An 18683-nucleotide genomic window follows, 5' to 3' on the forward strand; every position below is an offset into this window, starting at 1 on the left:
ATGGAGCGACGCCAGTGCCCCGCGAATACCTGAAAAAAGCGATCAAAACCGCCCAGACCGGCGCGTCGGACGTGCATCAAACCGTCTCGGACATCCTGGTTGACATCGAACAGGGTGGCGAAGATGCCGCCCGTAAATACGCCGCGCAGTTTGACGGCTATGACGGCCCTGTGCTGCTTGACGCCAATGCCATCGCAGAGGCTTGCGCGCGTGTGCCGCAATCGCTGCGCGACGACATCGCCTTTGCCCATGACAACGTCCGCCGATTTGCCGAGACGCAAAAGCAATCTGTACAAGACGTGCAAACCGAAGTCCTTCCCGGCCTGATCGCGGGGCAAAAAACCATCCCCTGCAACGCCGCCGGTTGCTATATCCCCGGCGGACGATATGCGCACGTCGCATCGGCGATCATGACTGTAACCACCGCCAAAGTCGCCGGTGTCAGCCATATCGCCGCCTGCTCGCCTCCGCACCCCGGTGTCGGGTTGCCGCCTGCAATCATTTTTGCCGCGCATCTGTGCGGTGCTGACAGCATTCTGGCGATGGGCGGGGTGCAAGGGATTGCCGCAATGACATTCGGCCTGTTCGGACTGCCCCGCGCCGACATCCTTGCCGGTCCCGGCAACCAGTATGTCGCCGAAGCCAAACGCATCCTGTATGGTCGCGTCGGCATCGACATGGTCGCAGGGCCCACCGACAGCCTGATCCTTGCCGACGTATCCGCCGACCCGCATATCGTGGCCACGGATTTGGTCAGTCAGGCCGAACATGGTTACAACTCGCCGGTCTGGCTGGTCACCGATAACCGCGCGCTGGCAATGGACGTCGCCGCCCGCGTGCCTGCCCTGATCGCGGCCCTGCCGACTCTGAACCGCGAAAGCGCCGAAGCGGCATGGCGCGACTATGCCGAAATCGTGCTGTGCGACGACCGCGAAGAGATGGTGGCCTGTTCCGACGCCTATGCGCCGGAACACCTGACTGTACAGGCCGCCGATCTTGATTGGTGGCTGGACCGCCTGACCTGCTATGGTTCGCTGTTTCTGGGCGAAGAGACCACCGTGTCCTATGGCGACAAGGCCACGGGCACCAACCATGTGTTGCCGACCTCGGGCGCGGCAAAGTATACTGGTGGCCTGAGCGTTCACAAATACATGAAAGTCGTCACATGGCAGCGCGCAACCCGCGCCGGATCGAAATCCGTGGCCATCGCCACCGCCCGCATCAGCCGAGTCGAAGGCATGGAGGGCCACGCCCGCAGCGCCGATGTGCGTCTTGCCAAATATTTCCCTGATGAAACCTTCGACCTTGCCGCACAACTCTGACCGAACAGAAAGAAACCCATGAGCATATCAGAACAGATCGTCGGTGATCTGGTGGCCAATGACATCGCCTTTGTCACCACCGTGCCGTGCAAACAACTGGGCGGCGTGATTGACGCCGTCGAGGCACACCCCGACATCATGCATGTCCCCGCCAACAAGGAAGACGAAGGCATGGGCCTGTGCGCAGGTGCGTGGATGGGCGGCAAACGCCCGATGATCATCATGCAGAACACCGCCATCGGGGTCACGATCAACACATTGGTGACGTTGACGCAATTCTACCGGATGCCGCTGCCGATGCTGATCTCCTACCGGGGCGAACTGAAGGAACCCGTCGCCTGTCAGGCCGAAATGGCCGTCCACACCAAGGCGCTGCTAGCCCAGCTGAACATACCCACCTACCACTTTCACAGAAAGTCGGATGCGGATGAACTGGACGCGATCCTGAAATACACCTTCATGTGCAACAAACCCGTCGCAATCCTGACCGACGCAACCTTCTGGGGGGGCTACTGATGAACCGCTCCGACATCCTGCGCGACATCGCACCCGTGACCCGTGATCATCTGGTGGTGTGTAACATCGGCCTGCCCAGCCAAGAGCTGCACATGATCGACGACCAACCCACCAATTTCTACATGCTGGGCACGATGGGGCTGGCGTCGTCCATCGGTCTGGGGCTGGCACTGTCGCAAACCAAACAGGTCATTGCCATCGACGGCGATGGCTCGGTGCTGACCAATCTGGGCACCCTGCCCACCATCGCCAACAACGTGGCCGACAATTACATCCTGCTGATCATCGACAACGGCAGCTACGGATCGACGGGTGACCAGCCGACCTATGCGGGCAAGAAAACATCGCTTGCCGAGGTCGCGCGCGCGTGCGGTTGTGACAACGTCGTCGAGGTTACGGCCAAAGACACCGCCCAAGCGCTGACCGACGCGCTGGCCGCCGAACGCATGACGGTGATCGTTGCGAAATGTGCCAGCGGCAACATCAAGGTGCCGGTGATCACCAAAGATCCCGTGGTGATCCGCGACCGTTTCATGACGGCCATCCAATCGTGAAGCGGGCCTGAAAATCGGGGCGGTGACCCGCCGCCCCGTCTTGACCTTCCAGCGCTAACACGTCTTCATACGGAACGCTGAAAAAAGGGGCAGATCATGTATACGCCGGCGATCACAGGCACAGGTGTCTTCACACCCTCCGAGACAATCACAAATGCGGAACTGGTGACGGCCTTCAACGCCTACGCCGATCTGTTCAATGCCAACCACGCCGCCGAAATCGCCGCAGGCACGCTCGAAGCCAAGGAACACTCTTCCGAGGAATTCATCTTCAAGGCCTCTGGCATCGAACAGCGTTATGTGATGGTCAAAGACGGCATTCTGGACCCGACCGTGATGTACCCCAAGATGCGCCAGCGCAGTGATGACGAACCGTCGATCATGGCCGAAATGGCGCTGAAAGCCGCAAAGATCGCGCTGGAGAACGCAGGCAAAACCGCCGCCGACGTAGGCGCGGTGATCTGTGCCGCCTCGAACCTTGAACGGGCCTATCCGGCAGTGGCCATCGAAATTCAAGATTTGCTGGGGATTCAGGGCTTTGCCTTTGATATGAACGTGGCCTGTTCGTCCGCCACCTTCGGCATTCAGGCCGCCGCCGACATGATCCGCGCAGGTTCGATCCGCTCTGCGTTGGTTATCAACCCCGAGATCTGCTCGGCCCATATCGAATGGCGCGACCGCGACTGCCACTTCATCTTTGGCGATGTGGCCACCGCCACCCTGCTCGAGCGTGAAGAAGACGCCAAAGGCCCCTATTTCGCCGTCAAATCCACCCGCTGCGCCACCAGCTATTCGAACAACATCCGCAACAACAACGGCTTCCTGCGCCGCTCGCGCCCCGATGGCATGAAAGATCGCCGCGACATGCAGTTCATGCAAAACGGACGCAAGGTGTTCAAAGAAGTCGTCCCGATGGTTTCGGAACATATCAGCAACCACATTTCGGATGAAAACCTTGGCGCGGGCGACATCAAACGCCTGTGGCTGCATCAGGCCAACAAAAGCATGAACGACTTTATCGGCAAAAAGGTTCTGGGCCGCACGCCCGAACCCGCGGAACAACCCAATATCCTGCAAGACTACGCCAACACGTCCTCTGCGGGGTCAATCATCACCTTTGCCAAACATTCCGCCGACCTCAAGGACGGCGACTTTGGCCTGATCTGCTCTTTCGGTGCGGGCTACTCGGTTGGCAGCGTCCTGCTGGAAAAACACGGCTAACGCTTCTTTTGGCCAAAAGTATCCCGGGGGGTCAGGGGGCAGCGCCCCCAAAACTGCGGGTCGGCAGGGTGGGCACATTTCGCATCATCGAAACAGTCCGGCCCCGACAGTTACTTCTTTGACACCCGCTCGTGCACCGCTTCGACCGTTTCCACCCGCTCGGAGTACCGGTCCACTAGATAATCGGCCCGCCCGCGCACCAGCCATGTGAATTTTACCAACTCTTCCATCACATCGACGATCCGGCGATAGAATGGCCCCTCGGGTAGACGCCCTTCGTGAAACTCCAGCCACGCTTTGGGGATCGACGACTGGTTGGGAATGGTAATCATGCGCATCCAGCGGCCAAGAATACGCATCTGGTTGACCGCATTGAACGACTGCGACCCACCCGAGACCTGCATCACCGCCAGCGTCTTGCCCTGCGTGGGGCGGATGCCGCCCTTCATCGACAGGGGAAGCCAGTCAATTTGGGTTTTCATCAACCCGGTCATGGCCCCGTGACGTTCGGGCGACGACCAGACCATGCCCTCGGCCCAGACGGCTAGATCACGCAGTTCGATCACCTTGGGGTGATCCTCCGACGCATCATCCACCAGCGGCAACCCTGCAGGGTCGAACATCCGCGTTTCACAACCCAGATGGTGCAGCACCCGCGCGGATTCTTCGGCCGCGCGCCGCGAATAGCTGACATCGCGCAACGATCCGTACAACAGCAGGATACGCGGCGGGTGGCGCGGATCATCCGCAGACGCCAGCGCGTCCACATCTATGTCGGGCAGTTCACCAACAAAAAGCGCGCCGGTGTCTTCAGGCACTTTCTTCTTCCAGATGCAGTTTCATGTCGATCAGGACACGCTGCAACAAAGACGTCTCGCGCAGCAGGCGTTTGGCTTCGTTGACGGTGATGATGCCGTCCTCGATGGACTGCTGGTATTCGCTCATCAACATGGCAAAACGCTGGCTCAGCGCGATCACATCCGCATTTACACCGCCCTTCATTGGCGTGTTCTGGCGACGATCTTCAAACGACAGACTGCCCCCCTGCAATTCTGCCAGCGCAGTGGTGACAAAAGGAAATGACGCCTCTTTTTCAAGAAGCACCACCGCGTCGACCGGCATGAACCGGTCGGCATGTTCGGGGTTGTCCGAATAATATCGCCCCAAGGTGGCTTTGGATTTTCCCGTTAAAGCGCACGCAGGCTCAATACCCACATCCTTGACTAAAGCTTCGGTGTGCTTTTTCAAATAGCTGCCAATACCCGCCATACGTCCCCCATCAGCTTTCGTGCGGCTTGTCCCCGAACGCCGGGGGAAACCGTTCTGTCTTTTCCCATTAATTCAATGGCGTGGAAATGTCATTTCTTAATCGTCCCCTGAGTTTCGGGATTTTCCGAGTGTCCCGTTTCCCCAGACACGGGAAAGAGTGAAGTCCGTTGTGCTTTCGCCGCCTGGGAATGGCGGGCCGGTTTGTCCGGCAGTCGGCGCAACGGGCCTTACAATTCAATGTATCAGGCGTCTGTCCTGCGGGCCTGTTTCAGCACATGACGGCGTGCGATAAACTGGCACAGGCTATCTTGGACTGCCTTGCCTGCCCTAACGCCTTGGCGTACCTCTTGGGCCTATGGCAAAGCTCTATTTCCACTACTCGACAATGAACGCAGGCAAATCGACAGTGCTTTTGCAGGCCGCGCACAACTATCGTGAACGGGGAATGCAATGCTACCTGCTGACCGCGCAATTCGACAACCGCGCAGGTCAGGGCCGTATCGCCAGCCGGATCGGCATTGGTCAGGATGCAGACACATTCGGCCCCGGCGAAGACCTCTTTGCCAAGATACAGACGCAACTGGCCACAGCCCAGATTGCCTGTATTTTCATCGACGAGGCCCAGTTTCTAAGCGATGCGCAAGTGTGGCAACTGGCACGTGCAGTGGATGATCTGAAGGTTCCAATCATGTGCTACGGGCTGCGGGTGGATTTTCAGGGCAAGCTGTTTCCCGGCTCGGCCACTCTGTTGGCACTGGCGGACGAAATGCGCGAAGTGCGCACCATCTGCCATTGCGGCAAGAAGGCGTCGATGGTCGTCCGGCAAGACGCGCAGGGCAACGTGGTCAAGGACGGCGCACAGGTGCAGATCGGCGGCAACGAGACTTACGTCAGCCTGTGTCGCCGCCACTGGCGCAAGGCGACGGGCGACATTGCCTAGAACCACACCGCGTTCGGCGCGTCCTGCCCGTCGATCAGCACCGCCCTGAGGTTGCGCAGCGCCATCAGCCCCATGTCCGTACGGACCTCAAGCGCGGCCGTGCCCAGATGCGGCAGCAGCACCACGTTTTCCAAAGCGACCAGCGCCGCGGGCACGTCCGGTTCCTGCGCATAAACATCCAGACCTGCACCACCGATGGACCCGTTCTGCAAGGCTGAAATCAGCGCCTCTTCGTCCACCACATCGCCGCGGGCGATGTTGATCAGATGCGCGTGGGGCTGCATCGCGGCCAGCACGTCGGCGTCGACCAGATGCCGCGTTCCGGCCCCGCCCGGCACCGCCAGCACCAGCACATCCACCGCTGCGGCCAGCTTTGGCAGATCGTCAAAGGGCGTTGCGTCAAAATCCAGATCCTTGGGCGAGCGGGTAAAATAGGCCACTTTCATTCCAAAGCCGAAATGACACCGCCGCGCAATCGCCTGACCGATCCGGCCCATACCGACAATGCCCACCGTCTTACCCGACAGGTGCATTCCCAGCATTTGCGTCGGGTGCCAGCCGTCCCACCGTCCTGCACGCACCATCCGTTCGCCTTCGCCTGCGCGGCGGGCGCTCATCAACATCAAGGTCATGGCGGTGTCGGCTGTCGCATCGGTGACAGCACCGGGTGTGTTGCTGACGATCAGCCCCTTGGCCTTGGCCGCGTCCACGTCGATGTGATTATAGCCGACACCAAAGTTGGCCAGCATCACCGCGCGTGGCGTTGCCTTGGCAAACACCTCGGCGCTGAACCTGTCGCCCAGCGTCGGCAGAACGGCGTCATATCCCTCGAGCGCTTCGACCATTTCAGTCTGTGACAACGGCGCATTGCTGGCGCGCATGGTGACGTCGAAATGCTGACGCGCCTCGGTTTCGACGTCGGCAGGCATGGGCCGAGAGATAAAAACCGTCTTCACTGCATCCGCCCCCCGTTCGGCACCACCTGGTCGGGGCGCAGAAGAACGATTTCGCCGGTCGCATCGGGCAGGCCCAGCACCAGCACCTCGGACATGAACGGCCCGATCTGGCGCGGCGGAAAGTTCACCACCGCCGTCACCTGTCTGCCCACCAGCATCTCGGGCGTGTAATGCGCGGTGATCTGTGCGCTGGTCTTGCGTTCTCCGATGTCACCGCCAAAGTCGATCCACAACTTGATCGCAGGCTTGCGCGCCTCGGGGAAGGGTTCGGCGCGGACGACGGTGCCGACGCGAATGTCCACCTTCAGAAAAGTGTCGAAATCCAGATTGTCAGCCATCAGCCAGTTCCTTTGCGCGCTGTGTTGCAGCCGCCACCGCACGGGGCAGCAAGGACGGAAAGCCGGTCTCGGGGTCCATCAGCACCTCCAGCGCCGCCTGCGTCGTGCCATTGGGCGAGGTCACGTTGATGCGCAACTGCGTCGGGTCTTCGTCGGAATCCTCGGCCAGCGCGCCGGCGCCCGCCACTGTCGCCTTGGCCAGTTGCATCGCCAGTTCCGGCGAGAGTCCTTGGGCCACACCACCTGCCGCCATCGTTTCGATCATGTGAAAGACATAAGCCGGACCAGAGCCGCTGACCCCCGTCACCGCATCGATCTGCGATTCCGTTTCCAGCCGCACCACCTGCCCCACTGCGCTCAGCAGGTCTTCGGCCACGTCCAGCGATCCGGCCCCCGCAGCATTGGCGACAATGGCGGTGATCCCGCGCCCCACGGCGGCAGGCGTGTTCGGCATGGCCCGCACAACCGGCGTGGCCGCGCCCAGCGTCTTTTCGAAATAGGAAATCGGCGTGCCAGCCGCGACACTGACAAATGTCGTCTGTCCGCCACCCATATGTGCCATATTGGGCACCGCGTCGCCCATCATCTGCGGCTTGACGGCCACCAGAACAATCGCCGGATGCGCAGGCAGGTCGGCATTGATATGCACGCCGCTGGCTTTCAGCCAGTCCGACGGCTGCGGGTCTTGCACCCAGACCGAGGCTGCGGGCAGACCGCGTTTCAGCCAGCCTGCCAGCATTGCCGAGCCCATCTTGCCACAGCCCAGCAGCACTAGACCTCGCTGCGCGATCACATCATTTGTCATGGTTTGCCCTTCCCCTTATGTGGTTCAGGGCAAAGGTTTACGCGCGGCCATAGGCCTCTGCAATGGCCACATCCAACGCTTCTTTGGGTGTGCGATCGCCCCACGTCAGCAATTGCAGCGCGGGATAATAGCGCTCGGCGCTCATCACGGCAGCGCTGATCATGGTGTCGACCTGCTCGGGGCCTGCGACCTGACCACCGGCCAGCACCAAGCCATAGCGGTACACCATCAGCTTTTGCTCTTCCCAATATGTGAAGGCACCAGCCCAGCATTGGTCGTTGATCAGGTTCAGCAAAGCATAAAGATCACCCAGCTTTTCGGCGGGTGGTTCCATTTCAAAGGTACACACCAGACGCAGGGTTTCGTCATAGCCCGACCATGCCAGCGTCAGGGAATATGTCCGCCACTGGCCTTCGACGGCCATCGCGATCTGGTCGTCCGCGATGCGGTCGAAATCCCAGTCATGATGCGCCGCGATGTTCTCGACTATATCAATGGGGTGAATCTCGTCTTCCAGGTAATGCTCGGAAAGGGCCATGTCGCTACCTCATTTTCTCGCTCTAGCGACGGGGCCGTGTCGCGCCCCCAAGCGCTAGGTGCCTGCTCTGAGTATCGGGGGTCATCCCCCGTGTCTCTACCAAATATGGTGCAGGCGGGGCGGCCCTGTGGCAACCCTTTATTTGGGGATAAGTTCAATAAGTTGTGGAAAAGGCTCTGGGGCGCACAAAATGGACGCTTGGAATCGGGGTTCTGACGGGTGCTGATTGTCAGATTATGCCATCTGCCCAACGCAAAACGTCTGCCCCAAAAGGCAGACGTTCCCGAATGACTCACAAATTTTGGCACCGCCACATATGCGGCACCCGCCCGTCACGCCCAAAAAGACGTGTTTATTTGCTTTCCAACGCATCAAGACGCGCTTTCAGCGCCTCGTTCTCTTCGCGGGCCTTTTGCGCCATTGCGCGCACCGCGTCGAATTCCTCGCGGGTGACAAAATCACGGTCCGCCAGCCAGCGATCCATCAGCGACTTCATCGCGGTTTCGGCTTCGCCTTTGGCACCCTGCGCCACGCCCATCGCATTGGTCATCAGTTGCGAAATATCGTCGAAAATCTTGCCACGCGCTTGCATGTGCGTACTCCTATAACTGGCTTGTTACCTATATGGGGTGATGCGCCCGCGCCCGCAAGGTTGACTTCCCCCGCGCGGCACATGCATGTCGCATCCATGACCGGTTTGATCCCCTTCCCCGATATCTCTCCCGACATCTTTTCGGTGTCGATTTTTGGCATGACCATCGCCCTGCGGTGGTATGCGCTGGCCTATATCGTGGGCATCCTTGCAGGCTGGCGCATGGTGGTGATGGCCATCAACCGCGCACCGCTCTGGCGCGACGATACGCCCCCGATGACACGCGCGCAAATCGAGGAACTGCTGACGTGGATCATTGTCGGGGTCATTCTGGGCGGGCGGCTGGGGTATGTGCTGTTTTACCAGCCGGCCTATTACTTTGCCAATCCGATGCAAATTCTTGCGATCTGGCAGGGAGGCATGTCGTTCCACGGCGGGCTATTGGGCGTAATCGTGGCGGCATTTGTATATACTTCGCGGCAGGGCATCCCCAAAACCTCTGCCGCCGACGCCATCGCTTTGGGTGTACCGCCCGGTCTGTTGCTGGGTCGGATCGCCAATTTCATCAACGCCGAGCTGTGGGGCCGCCCCACCGACTTGCCCTGGGGCGTCGCCTTTCCCGGCGATGCCGCGCAGTATTGCCCCGACGTGGCGGACCTGTGCGCACGCCATCCCAGCCAGCTTTATGAAGCGCTGCTAGAGGGGCTGATTCTCGGGACGGTCTTGCTGATCCTTGTGTGGCGACGCGGTGCGCTGAAACGTCCCGGACAGGTGGCGGGCACATTTTTCGCAGGCTACGGTCTCTCGCGGTTTCTGGTCGAATTCGTGCGCCAACCCGACGCGCAGTTCATTTCCCAAGGCAACCCGCTGGGGCTGGCGTGGCATGTGGGCGGCTGGGGGCTGACGATGGGGCAGATCCTGTCGCTGCCGATGATCGCGCTGGGGCTGTGGCTGATTGTCCGCGCCCGCAGGATCACCCCAGCCCCATGACGCTGCTGCGGATACTGACCGACCGGATCGCGGCCACAGGTCCGATCACCGTGGCTGATTACATGTTCGAGGCGCTGCTGCATCCGGTCCACGGCTATTATACCACCCGCGATCCGCTGGGCACTGCGGGCGATTTCACCACCGCCCCCGAAATCAGCCAGATGTTCGGCGAACTGATCGGCCTTTCGCTGGCGCAAAGCTGGCTGGATCAAGGCGCGCCTGCTGCGTTTACGCTGGCGGAACTTGGCCCCGGACGCGGAACGTTGATGGCCGATATCCTGCGTGCCACAGCCCGTGTAACTGGGTTTCATAATGCCATGCGGATCACTCTGGTCGAGGTGTCTCCCGCCCTGTGCGACATCCAGGCCCGCACATTGCAAGGCCATACGCCGCAATGGCAGGACAATATACACGACCTGTCCGAGCAACCGCTGTTTCTGGTCGCCAACGAATTCTTCGATGCGCTGCCAGTTCACCAATACCAGCGCGACGGCGACCGCTGGCGCGAACGAATGGTCGGGATCGACGGCGACCGGCTTCAGATGGGGCTGGGCCCAGCCACCCTGCAACCCGCGCTGGCGCACCGGCTAGAAGACACACGCCAAGATGACATCGTCGAGGTTTGCCCCACAGCCCCCCCCATCATTGACACCATCAGCACCCGCATCCGCGATCATGGCGGAGCGGCGCTGATCATCGACTATGGTGACTGGCGCTCGTTGGGTGATACTTTGCAGGCGATCAAGGACCACGCGGCCACTGACCCGCTGGCGGCCCCCGGCACCGCCGATTTGACAACCCATGTGGACTTCGAGGTGCTGACCCAAGCCGCGCGCTGCCCTTTCACCCGCATCACCCCGCAGGGTGTGTTTCTGGAACGTCTGGGCATCACCCAACGTGCCCAAACTTTGGCGCAAACCCTGCGCGATGCTCCGCTAGAGGCGCACATCGCCGCACATCGCCGGTTGACGCATCCCGCAGAAATGGGAAACCTGTTCAAAGTGCTGGGTCTCTATCCCGAAGGGGCCACGCCACCACCGGGTCTGGAACCATGACGCTCAAGCTGCTGACACATGACACATTGGACCCGCTGCGCCACGGGTTCTTCACCCGTGCGGGCGGGGCCTCGTCAGGCGTGTTCGCAGGGTTGAATTGCGGCAGCGGAAGCACCGACCAAAGCGAGATCGTCGCGATCAACCGCGCCCGCGTTGCAGACAGATTGGATGTGCCCCCAGAGCACCTGCTGGGCGTGCATCAGGTACACTCGGCCACGGCGATCCCCGTCACCGGCCCGATGGCCAACAAACCCAAAGCTGACGCAATGGTCACCGCCACGCCGGGGCTGGCCCTGTCGGTTCTGTCGGCCGATTGCCAGCCGGTACTGTTTGCCGACCACAAGGCAAAGGTGATCGGTGCCGCCCACGCAGGCTGGCGCGGCACGCTGGACGGTGTGCTTGAGGCGACGGTGGACGCGATGGAGGCCTTGGGCGCCAAAGCGGACAACATCCACGTGGTGATCGGCCCGTCAATCAGCCAGCGCGCCTATGAGGTGGGACCAGAGTTTTTTGAAACCCATCTGGCCGAGGACGACGCCAGCGCCCGCTATTTCGCCAACGGAACGGGCGACAAGATGATGTACGATCTGCCTGGATATGGCCTGCACCGTTTGCGCAGCCGTGGTGTGGCGTCGGCTGAGTGGACGCGCCATTGCACCTATTCCGATCCGGTGCAGTTTTTCTCGTACCGCCGGTCGGTCCATGAACGGGCTGCCGATTATGGCCGCATGCTCGCCGCGATCCGGCTGTGAGCGTTAAAAACAGGAGACAATTGCGGCACGACGGCCTTAATTGTTCCAATTTCGCCTCAATCTTTCTTTGAATTGACCGAAACTGGTCCCAACCGCGCCTGAAATCGCTGTCAAAAAAGCTCTCAACAGCGGCACCAACGCCGCAGAGATGACAGAGCAAAGGGCACCGACATGAAAACCAACACACGCTTCATCAAATCCGTGGTCGCAACAGCCGCTGATGACAAGACGGTGATGCCTTGGGCCCGGGGCGCACGCCGCGCCGCTTTCATCGCCAAGCGCAAAGCCGATCTGGACCGCAAAGCGGCCTGATCCGGCCCAAACGGGTCGAATCACTGCCCGCGCTACAATTGGCCGAAATTAGGGCAAATGTGGCGACAGATATCTACCGCATCAAACAATCCGTCCTTTTCGGGGCGGATTGATCCGTTTTGGGGCTTAAAAGTCTCCAAAATTTTGACAGTTAAGCTAATGTTCAGCGATTAAAGTCACATCAGACACGTGAACCTCAGTTCATCTGTCGTCGTCGGTGGGGGCCGGCATCAGATGTGACCAACCAGATTAAGGTTAATCGCATGACCAGCACCATCGCCCTGACAGGGCAACCGCGCCGCCCGTCCTATGCCGCCCCGATCTCTCGCGGTGTCAGCCTGCCAGCCACGCGCACTTACGAAATCGCCGCCCTGCGTGCGGATGGCAGCCGTATGGTCAGCCAGACCAAGGCACCAGCCCTGCCACTGATCGAATCCGCATTTTCCGCCTTTGCCCGCGGCACGGTACTGGAAGGGCGCAATGGTCCCGTCGCCATCGAAGACCTGCAACCCGGTGACTGGTTGCGCACCTCGAACGGTGATGCGGAACAGGTTGTGTGGATCGGGTCCACCAATTTTGTGCCTGCCGACACTGGGCGCCGCACGCCGTTGATCCGCATCATGGCTGACAGCTTTGGCCCTGCGCGCCCCGAAAGTTTCCTGACAGTCGGTCCCGCCGCCCGCCTGCTGCAAACGCCGCACAATATGCGCGGAACGCTGGCGTCTGGCGCACAAATGCTGACACCGGCGCGGGATTTTGTGGATGGTGTAAATGTAATCGAAGTGACGCCGCCCACATCGGTGCGGCTATTCCACATCTGCCTGACCCGCCATGCCGCGATCTATGCGGGCGGTATGCAGATGGAAACCTTTCATCCCGGAACCCAAGCCACCCGCGCCGTCAGCCCGGCCATGCGCGACATGTTCCTTGCGTTGTTCCCGCGCATTTCGCATGTGACAGATTTCGGCCCGCTGGCGCATCCGCGCGCGCCCGACCATGCCGAGAATGCGGCCTGACAGAAATCCGGCCCGCGCAAACCGCGCGGGTCGCAGCCATCAGGCGGTTCTGCTCAACCGGTCTTCCAGAACATCAAAGGGCACGCCGGCCTCATCCTTGGCCTGACGGATCACCAGCGACGTCTTGACGCTGGCCACATTGGGCGTTGTCAGCAACTGGCCGGTCAGAAAGCTCTGGAACCCCGACAGATCGGGGGCCACACATTTCAGGATAAAATCCACTTCGCCGTTCAGCATGTGGCACTCGCGCACCAAAGGCCACGCACGACACCGGTCTTCAAAGGCGCTCAGGTCGCTTTCGGCCTGACTGGCCAGACCGACCATCGCAAACACCTGCACCTCAAAGCCCAGAACATGTGCATCTACATCCGCGTGAAACCCACGGATGTACCCGGCCTCTTCCAGTGTGCGCACACGACGCAGACAAGGCGGTGCGGAAATGCCCACCCGCTTTGCCAACTCGACGTTGGTCATGCGTCCATCTGCCTGCAGTTCTGCGAGAATCTTGCGATCAATTGGATCAAGCCGCGTATTCGCCATTTTGCCCCCGGATTTTGCGGTTGTTATAACACCGACCGCGTTGTGCGCAATATTGTTTCACTCAGCCGCAAGAATCTTGCAGCCACGTGGATAAAAAGTGCCTGTTAGCGCTGCATATCGGTCATGCAATTGCGGGGTTCAATCACAAAGCGCAGATGACTATATCCAAGAAGCCAAAAAAGACGTAGCACCACGTTCCACACCGCGCCGGCATCAACACCGGACGCCGACAGACCGACCTAAGGGGATCATCATGGGCGAGACACGCAAAACCAAGGTTCTGATCATCGGATCGGGCCCTGCGGGCTATACCGCAGGCATCTATGCCAGCCGCGCCATGCTGGAGCCGATCCTTGTTCAGGGGATCGAACCGGGCGGTCAATTGACCACCACAACCGAGGTCGAAAACTGGCCCGGCGACACCGAAGTGCAAGGCCCCGACCTGATGGTCCGTATGGAAGCACATGCTAAGGCGATGGGCTGCGAAGTCATCGGCGACATCATCTCGTCGGTCGACTTTTCGAAACGCCCGTTCGTGGCGCAATCCGACAGCGGCACGGTCTATATAGCGGATGCGATTATTCTTGCCACGGGTGCGCGCGCCAAATGGCTGGGCATGGCATCGGAAGAGAAATTCAAAGGTTTCGGTGTTTCGGCCTGCGCCACCTGCGACGGCTTCTTTTACCGCGGGCAGGAAATCGTGGTGATCGGTGGTGGTAACACCGCCGTGGAAGAGGCGCTGTTCCTGACCAACTTCGCCTCCAAGGTCACGCTGATCCACCGCCGCGACGAATTGCGCGCAGAAATGATCCTGCAAGACCGCCTGTTGAAAAACCCCAAGATCGAGACCCTGTGGTTCCACCAGTTGGAAGAGGTCTATGGCACCGACAGCCCGCTGGGCGTCGAGGGCGTAAAGGTCAAGAACGTGAACACAGGCGAAATCACCGACATCCCCGCCAAAGGCGTTTTTGTCGCGATCGGTCACGCTCCGTCGAACGAACTGGTCAAGGACGTGCTGGAAACCCACATGGGCGGCTATGTCGTGACCAAATCCGACAGCACCGAAACCTCTGTTCCGGGTGTTTTTGCTGCCGGTGACCTGACCGACCACAAATACCGTCAGGCCGTCACCTCGGCGGGTATGGGCTGCATGGCCGCCCTCGAGGCCGAACGCTGGCTGGCAGAAAACACCGATACCGACGTGGAAAAAGACACCTCCCTGCCGCTGGGCTATGGCACGGAAGTCAAAGAACGCGCCTGATCGCGGGCTGTGCCCCCGGTCTCACCGAACATCTGATCCAATGCGCCACGGTAGAACGCGGCACTTGCGTGGATGTCCATTGTGGCCGGGTGCGCTGCGTATGCCTCGCGGATAAATCCGCTTTCGGTGCGCTGGGCCGGATCGTGCTGGATCAGGCGCAGGCGGTCGTCTTGTTCGGGCATCATCGACAATGTCGCACGCAGCGCCGCCGCCTGATGATGGCGGTAGCTGCCGCTGTCGACAAAAGCATCGCCCAGACGCACCCGTGCGGCATGTTCCGGCAGATCGGGCGAGGCCACCCAGAACGCTCGCTTGAACATCGGATCCATTAATATCTGCAATGCCCAGGCCACTTTGGGCTGCAACGCGCCGCGATAAAAATCCTCAAGCGTAGCATCATCGCGGGCCACCAGCGGCAGTTGCGGCATTGCCTTATTGCCACCACGCAGGCCCGGCTGGCCCGTAGCCAGATCACCATGGGCGCGCAACACCTGATCACCGATGAAATTGCACCCCACCAGACACAAGGTCACCCGCCCACGGTGCATGGACAGGTCGATATCCTGCATCCGGTTGCGATATTCGGGGCGGAACACGATTTGTTCATAGGTGCTGCGTCGCCGCAAACGCGGCCAGCGCCCGCCGCCCTGAATGGCCGTGGTCCAGTTGATCGGCACAAACCAATGCCCCGCCGGGTCCAGATCGGGGGCTGCGGCCATCACCGCATCCTTAAAGCTGCCCAGATGGCTGTTTCCGGCAAAAAGGATGGGATCTTGCAGCGTCGCCCCCATGTTCAGACGCGGCGCAGCTGGCGCTGACCGAGGCGGAACGTCGGGCGCAAAACCTTCTAGCAGCGCCTTTTTACGGTTGTCGCCAGCCAATGCGTTGTCGGCATGGGTCAAGTGCTTGTCGCCAGCGTCCCCCGCCCCGTGATGGTGAAAGAACACGCCCATTACGGCCCGCACGCCCTCTTGGGTGACAGTGCGCAGGTTAGCATCATAGTAGCGCGAGCGGGCAGCGGGGTTGGTTATGATCTCATAGGATGGAAAGTAGTCGACAAAATCGTGCCGCGCGGCACATTCGCCCGCCACGGCGCGCAGCACCGATTTGGAATAGACCGTCGCGGGCAGCACGTGCCCGTCGGTCGCGGTTGCGCTCGGCGGCACCGGCGAAACCGTCAGCAAAACGCGAAACGCCCGCCCACCACGGATGTCGCGGATAAGGCCAAAGCTGTCTTCCAGCGCTGCCATCGTGTCGGCAAAGCCGAAATTGCGAAGGGCAAATGTTTGGGAATCAAACGCACCTCCCACGGCACCGGGCGGGGCGGGATAGACCGTGCCGAGTTGCCGGTGCTCCCAAGCCTCGGTCAGACCCAGCGTAAAGACAAACAGGTCAAGCCCCTCGATCATCTCGCGCACTGCTGCCAGATGCTGTGTCCGCGCCTCCAGCGTCTCGGCCGCCGTGTCAAATCCCTGTGCGGGAACGCGCGGGCGCAGGGCATCGATCACGCGGCCGCCACGCTTCCAGATGATCCCTTTGGACGGTTTGCCCCCTAGCACTTCGCGCAACAACTGCGCCAGTTGTGGTGCGGTGTAGATGTTGCCGTAGCGGGCCGAGAACTGGCCATACCCGCCCTGCTCGGCCTCTTGTGGTGTCAGGCCGTCGGGCGCTGGTTCAGCGTCGATCACATTAAACCCGTTTTGCACCAGAAACCCCGCCAAATTGCGGGCAAAGCAACTGCCCGCCGTGGCCACGCGCATATCACGCCGGATCGGCCATTTGGGCGTGTGAATATCGTAGAGTGCATCCGGATCACCGGCTTCGACGCCGGTTTTCCAGAAGCCACGCGGCGCAGTCTTGTCATAGGGATTGGTCATCCGGGCTCCACCTGTCGCGTTGGTCCGCTTTTCGCACAGGCCCTGTCACCTGTCGAGCAGGCAACTGTGCCATAGGCCCGTTGACGCCGCCCGTGCCAGCAGGCCATTCTGCCCAAAATCAAGGAGCAGTGGATGTCAGAACTCTGGCGCGGCAACTGGGCGACCCGCGCCCGCATTGTCAGTGGGCTGGCACTTATGTTCTATGCCTTGCTGCATTTCCTGAATATCGGGCTTGGCCTATTCTCGTCCGAGTGGCTGGAGAAGGGGCAGGATCTGCGCCAGATCGTGACCCGAAATGCGGTGGGCGAAGTTCTGCTCTATGCAGCCCTTGCAGTGCACGCGGGTTTTGCGATGGCGCGTCTGATCGAACGCCGCAGCTTGCGGATGCCCCGCGCCGAAGCCGTGCAATACGCCTTTGGTTTTGCCATTCCCCTGCTGCTGCTGAGGCATATCACATACACGCGCGTCGCCCACGAGGTCTATGCAGTGGATGACCAGATGGGATACCTGATGTTTCTGATCTGGGGCACCGTATCGGCGCTGTCCCAGACCGTGCTGTTGCTGATTGTATGGATTCATGGCTGCATCGGCTTGCATTTGTGGTTGCGCGGGCGGGCGTGGTGGCGGCGCAACACGCACCTGTTGACGGGGCTGGCCGTGTTCGTGCCTGCCTTTGCGCTGGCCGGTTTCGTGGCCGAAAGCCGTCGTTTGCACGACGCCGCCTTGGACGAAGACACGCGTCTGGATATGTTGGATGCCTATAATTTCCCCGGTCCGCGCGAATTCCAAGGCCTGATCCAGATCGACACCGCACTTTATTGGGGGTTTGTCGTGGTGCTCGGCCTTGCCCTGACATTCCACTTTGCATTACGCCTGAACGCACGCCGCACCAGCGTGCGCATCACCTATGCCGACGGGCCCACGATCACCGCACCACGCGGCCAAACGTTGCTGGAAATGTCGCGCGGGGCGAACGTGCCGCACACATCCCTGTGCGGAGGCAAGGGCCGCTGCACCACATGCCGCGTGATGGTCGAGGCAGGCGCCGAACACCTGCCGCCCCCATCGGACGCCGAAGCGCGCAGCCTGAACGCTGTGGGTGCCCCGCCCGGCGCACGGCTGGCCTGTCAAATCAGGCCAGAGCAGCCAATGACAGTACGCCGGGTTTTCGCCAGTGGCGCTATGACCGCGCGCGGAGCCGCCAGTCAGGGGCAGGAACGTCCGCTGGCCATCCTGTTTCTGGATATGCGCGGCTTCACCGCGCGCACGGCGGGGCAACTGCCCTATGACGTGGTGTTTTTGCTCAACCGGTTCTTTGATGCGGTGGTGCCTGCGGTGACTGCGGCGGGCGGCAAGATCGACAAATATCTGGGCGACGGCTTTCTGGCGCTGTTCGAGACACCTGATACGGCCTCGTCGGCACAGGCGGGCCTGACCGCGGCTGCCGGAATCGGGCGGGCGCTGGATGCGTTCAACGCAGGGCTGGAAACCGAAGGCGCGCCGCCTGTGGGCATCGGAATTGGCCTGCATCTGGGCAATGTCGTGCTGGGTGAAATCGGCGCCGCCGGACACGCCCCGCGCACGCTGATTGGTGATGCGGTCAATGCCGCCAGCCGTCTTGAGGCGCAAACCAAACCCATGAAAGTCGAATTGCTGATCAGCACCGCTGTTCTAGATGCGGCAGGTCTTGCACGCCCCGAGGGCTTGGTGTCGCTGACGCTGCGCGGTGTTTCGACGGAAATCGACGCTTTGCCGGTGCCCAAAGCCGCTGATGCGCCCCAAATGCCACAGTTGTGACGGTTCGGGTCGGTTACCGGCACAAACCCGCT

General features: G+C 60.9%; 21 protein-coding genes. 12 read left to right on the forward strand and 9 right to left on the reverse strand.

Translation table 11 applies throughout. The annotated features are described in order from the left end of the window. Positions 1-14 precede the first annotated feature (14 nt). The 4 genes from hisD (at position 15) to SULPSESMR1_RS11705 (ending at position 3613) form a co-directional block, all read left to right on the forward strand. Positions 15-1322, forward strand: coding sequence for a histidinol dehydrogenase (gene hisD / locus SULPSESMR1_RS11690; protein WP_089420982.1), 1308 nt, complete (start codon positions 15-17; stop codon positions 1320-1322). Between the two features lie 18 nt (positions 1323-1340). Further along, complete coding sequence (gene comD / locus SULPSESMR1_RS11695; protein ID WP_089420983.1) at positions 1341-1838, forward strand: sulfopyruvate decarboxylase subunit alpha; 498 nt, start codon at positions 1341-1343, stop codon at positions 1836-1838. Continuing rightward, positions 1838-2392 (forward strand): sulfopyruvate decarboxylase subunit beta, encoded by a 555-nt coding sequence (gene comE / locus SULPSESMR1_RS11700; RefSeq protein ID WP_089420984.1) that lies wholly within the window; start codon positions 1838-1840, stop codon positions 2390-2392. Before comD ends, comE begins: the two co-directional genes overlap by 1 nt. Positions 2393-2488: 96 nt before the next feature. Next, positions 2489-3613 carry a beta-ketoacyl-ACP synthase III gene (locus tag SULPSESMR1_RS11705; protein WP_089420985.1) on the forward strand — a complete coding sequence of 375 codons (1125 nt, stop codon included), beginning with the start codon at positions 2489-2491 and terminating at the stop codon, positions 3611-3613. A gap of 110 nt (positions 3614-3723) precedes the next feature. On the opposite strand, the gene arsH is transcribed toward SULPSESMR1_RS11705, so the two are convergent. Together arsH and SULPSESMR1_RS11715 are read right to left on the reverse strand one after the other, a co-directional pair. Then, positions 3724-4431, reverse strand: coding sequence for an arsenical resistance protein ArsH (gene arsH, locus SULPSESMR1_RS11710; protein WP_275888374.1), 708 nt, complete (start codon positions 4429-4431; stop codon positions 3724-3726). After that, on the reverse strand, positions 4424-4882 hold the full coding sequence (locus tag SULPSESMR1_RS11715; RefSeq protein WP_089420987.1) for a hypothetical protein: 459 nt from the start codon (positions 4880-4882) through the stop codon (positions 4424-4426). Before SULPSESMR1_RS11715 ends, arsH begins: the two co-directional genes overlap by 8 nt. Positions 4883-5237: 355 nt before the next feature. On the opposite strand from SULPSESMR1_RS11715, the gene SULPSESMR1_RS11720 reads away from it, so the two are divergent. Continuing rightward, positions 5238-5822, forward strand: coding sequence for a thymidine kinase (locus tag SULPSESMR1_RS11720; protein WP_089420988.1), 585 nt, complete (start codon positions 5238-5240; stop codon positions 5820-5822). Here SULPSESMR1_RS11720 and SULPSESMR1_RS11725 read toward each other — a convergent pair. From SULPSESMR1_RS11725 to SULPSESMR1_RS11745, 5 genes are all read right to left on the reverse strand, one after another. Further along, positions 5819-6778 carry a 2-hydroxyacid dehydrogenase gene (locus tag SULPSESMR1_RS11725; protein ID WP_240311467.1) on the reverse strand — a complete coding sequence of 320 codons (960 nt, stop codon included), beginning with the start codon at positions 6776-6778 and terminating at the stop codon, positions 5819-5821. The genes SULPSESMR1_RS11720 and SULPSESMR1_RS11725 overlap by 4 nt on opposite strands. After that, complete coding sequence (locus SULPSESMR1_RS11730; protein WP_089420990.1) at positions 6775-7116, reverse strand: tRNA-binding protein; 342 nt, start codon at positions 7114-7116, stop codon at positions 6775-6777. Before SULPSESMR1_RS11730 ends, SULPSESMR1_RS11725 begins: the two co-directional genes overlap by 4 nt. Beyond that, positions 7109-7921, reverse strand: a complete 813-nt coding sequence (gene proC, locus SULPSESMR1_RS11735) for a pyrroline-5-carboxylate reductase (protein WP_089420991.1) — start codon at positions 7919-7921, stop codon at positions 7109-7111. The genes SULPSESMR1_RS11730 and proC overlap by 8 nt, the downstream gene beginning before the upstream one ends. A gap of 37 nt (positions 7922-7958) precedes the next feature. Beyond that, a complete protein-coding gene (locus SULPSESMR1_RS11740) occupies positions 7959-8459 on the reverse strand; it encodes a YbjN domain-containing protein (RefSeq protein ID WP_089420992.1) in 501 nt (166 codons plus the stop codon). Positions 8460-8811: 352 nt separating this feature from the next. Further along, positions 8812-9051, reverse strand: coding sequence for an accessory factor UbiK family protein (locus SULPSESMR1_RS11745; protein WP_089420993.1), 240 nt, complete (start codon positions 9049-9051; stop codon positions 8812-8814). A 96-nt stretch (positions 9052-9147) separates the two neighbouring features. On the opposite strand from SULPSESMR1_RS11745, the gene lgt reads away from it, so the two are divergent. The 5 genes from lgt (at position 9148) to SULPSESMR1_RS11765 (ending at position 13176) form a co-directional block, all read left to right on the forward strand. Beyond that, positions 9148-10041 (forward strand): prolipoprotein diacylglyceryl transferase, encoded by an 894-nt coding sequence (gene lgt / locus SULPSESMR1_RS11750; protein ID WP_089422296.1) that lies wholly within the window; start codon positions 9148-9150, stop codon positions 10039-10041. Further along, positions 10038-11096: a class I SAM-dependent methyltransferase gene (locus SULPSESMR1_RS11755; RefSeq protein ID WP_089420994.1), complete on the forward strand. Its 1059-nt coding sequence runs from the start codon at positions 10038-10040 to the stop codon at positions 11094-11096. The genes lgt and SULPSESMR1_RS11755 overlap by 4 nt, the downstream gene beginning before the upstream one ends. Next, the gene (pgeF, locus tag SULPSESMR1_RS11760) at positions 11093-11848 is read left to right on the forward strand and encodes a peptidoglycan editing factor PgeF (RefSeq protein ID WP_089420995.1); all 756 of its coding nucleotides are present in this window, start codon (positions 11093-11095) and stop codon (positions 11846-11848) included. The genes SULPSESMR1_RS11755 and pgeF overlap by 4 nt, the downstream gene beginning before the upstream one ends. Before the next feature lie 171 nt (positions 11849-12019). Continuing rightward, positions 12020-12160: a hypothetical protein gene (locus SULPSESMR1_RS25240; RefSeq protein WP_198362791.1), complete on the forward strand. Its 141-nt coding sequence runs from the start codon at positions 12020-12022 to the stop codon at positions 12158-12160. 263 nt (positions 12161-12423) lie between these two features. After that, the gene (locus tag SULPSESMR1_RS11765) at positions 12424-13176 is read left to right on the forward strand and encodes a Hint domain-containing protein (RefSeq protein WP_089420996.1); all 753 of its coding nucleotides are present in this window, start codon (positions 12424-12426) and stop codon (positions 13174-13176) included. A gap of 39 nt (positions 13177-13215) precedes the next feature. Here the strand turns inward: SULPSESMR1_RS11765 and SULPSESMR1_RS11770 are convergent, their stop codons facing one another. Continuing rightward, positions 13216-13716, reverse strand: coding sequence for an Lrp/AsnC family transcriptional regulator (locus tag SULPSESMR1_RS11770; RefSeq protein WP_089420997.1), 501 nt, complete (start codon positions 13714-13716; stop codon positions 13216-13218). Between the two features lie 253 nt (positions 13717-13969). On the opposite strand from SULPSESMR1_RS11770, the gene trxB reads away from it, so the two are divergent. Then, a complete protein-coding gene (gene trxB / locus SULPSESMR1_RS11775; RefSeq protein WP_089420998.1) occupies positions 13970-14977 on the forward strand; it encodes a thioredoxin-disulfide reductase in 1008 nt (335 codons plus the stop codon). On the opposite strand, the gene SULPSESMR1_RS11780 is transcribed toward trxB, so the two are convergent. Continuing rightward, the gene (locus SULPSESMR1_RS11780; RefSeq protein ID WP_089420999.1) at positions 14947-16854 is read right to left on the reverse strand and encodes a GSCFA domain-containing protein; all 1908 of its coding nucleotides are present in this window, start codon (positions 16852-16854) and stop codon (positions 14947-14949) included. The two genes, trxB and SULPSESMR1_RS11780, sit on opposite strands and share 31 nt — an antisense overlap. A gap of 132 nt (positions 16855-16986) precedes the next feature. Between SULPSESMR1_RS11780 and SULPSESMR1_RS11785 the strand changes: the two genes are divergently transcribed. After that, positions 16987-18651 carry an adenylate/guanylate cyclase domain-containing protein gene (locus tag SULPSESMR1_RS11785; protein ID WP_089421000.1) on the forward strand — a complete coding sequence of 555 codons (1665 nt, stop codon included), beginning with the start codon at positions 16987-16989 and terminating at the stop codon, positions 18649-18651. The last annotated feature ends 32 nt before the right edge of the window (positions 18652-18683 follow it).

This window comes from Pseudosulfitobacter pseudonitzschiae (genome assembly GCF_002222635.1).
Classification (GTDB): domain Bacteria; phylum Pseudomonadota; class Alphaproteobacteria; order Rhodobacterales; family Rhodobacteraceae; genus Pseudosulfitobacter; species Pseudosulfitobacter pseudonitzschiae_A.

Bases quoted from the DNA above. Each gene is read 5' to 3' on its own strand.
- proC (WP_089420991.1), bottom strand. From the start codon at position 7,921: ATGACAAATGATGTGATCGCGCAGCGAGGTCTAGTGCTGCTGGGCTGT.
- SULPSESMR1_RS11765 (WP_089420996.1), top strand. From the start codon at position 12,424: ATGACCAGCACCATCGCCCTGACAGGGCAACCGCGCCGCCCGTCCTAT.
- SULPSESMR1_RS11720 (WP_089420988.1), top strand. From the start codon at position 5,238: ATGGCAAAGCTCTATTTCCACTACTCGACAATGAACGCAGGCAAATCG.
- SULPSESMR1_RS11745 (WP_089420993.1), bottom strand. From the start codon at position 9,051: ATGCAAGCGCGTGGCAAGATTTTCGACGATATTTCGCAACTGATGACC.
- lgt (WP_089422296.1), top strand. From the start codon at position 9,148: ATGACCGGTTTGATCCCCTTCCCCGATATCTCTCCCGACATCTTTTCG.
- SULPSESMR1_RS11705 (WP_089420985.1), top strand. From the start codon at position 2,489: ATGTATACGCCGGCGATCACAGGCACAGGTGTCTTCACACCCTCCGAG.
- comE (WP_089420984.1), top strand. From the start codon at position 1,838: ATGAACCGCTCCGACATCCTGCGCGACATCGCACCCGTGACCCGTGAT.
- SULPSESMR1_RS11740 (WP_089420992.1), bottom strand. From the start codon at position 8,459: ATGGCCCTTTCCGAGCATTACCTGGAAGACGAGATTCACCCCATTGAT.
- SULPSESMR1_RS25240 (WP_198362791.1), top strand. From the start codon at position 12,020: ATGAAAACCAACACACGCTTCATCAAATCCGTGGTCGCAACAGCCGCT.
- SULPSESMR1_RS11755 (WP_089420994.1), top strand. From the start codon at position 10,038: ATGACGCTGCTGCGGATACTGACCGACCGGATCGCGGCCACAGGTCCG.
- comD (WP_089420983.1), top strand. From the start codon at position 1,341: ATGAGCATATCAGAACAGATCGTCGGTGATCTGGTGGCCAATGACATC.
- SULPSESMR1_RS11785 (WP_089421000.1), top strand. From the start codon at position 16,987: ATGTCAGAACTCTGGCGCGGCAACTGGGCGACCCGCGCCCGCATTGTC.
- trxB (WP_089420998.1), top strand. From the start codon at position 13,970: ATGGGCGAGACACGCAAAACCAAGGTTCTGATCATCGGATCGGGCCCT.
- SULPSESMR1_RS11780 (WP_089420999.1), bottom strand. From the start codon at position 16,854: ATGACCAATCCCTATGACAAGACTGCGCCGCGTGGCTTCTGGAAAACC.
- pgeF (WP_089420995.1), top strand. From the start codon at position 11,093: ATGACGCTCAAGCTGCTGACACATGACACATTGGACCCGCTGCGCCAC.
- SULPSESMR1_RS11715 (WP_089420987.1), bottom strand. From the start codon at position 4,882: ATGGCGGGTATTGGCAGCTATTTGAAAAAGCACACCGAAGCTTTAGTC.
- SULPSESMR1_RS11730 (WP_089420990.1), bottom strand. From the start codon at position 7,116: ATGGCTGACAATCTGGATTTCGACACTTTTCTGAAGGTGGACATTCGC.
- SULPSESMR1_RS11770 (WP_089420997.1), bottom strand. From the start codon at position 13,716: ATGGCGAATACGCGGCTTGATCCAATTGATCGCAAGATTCTCGCAGAA.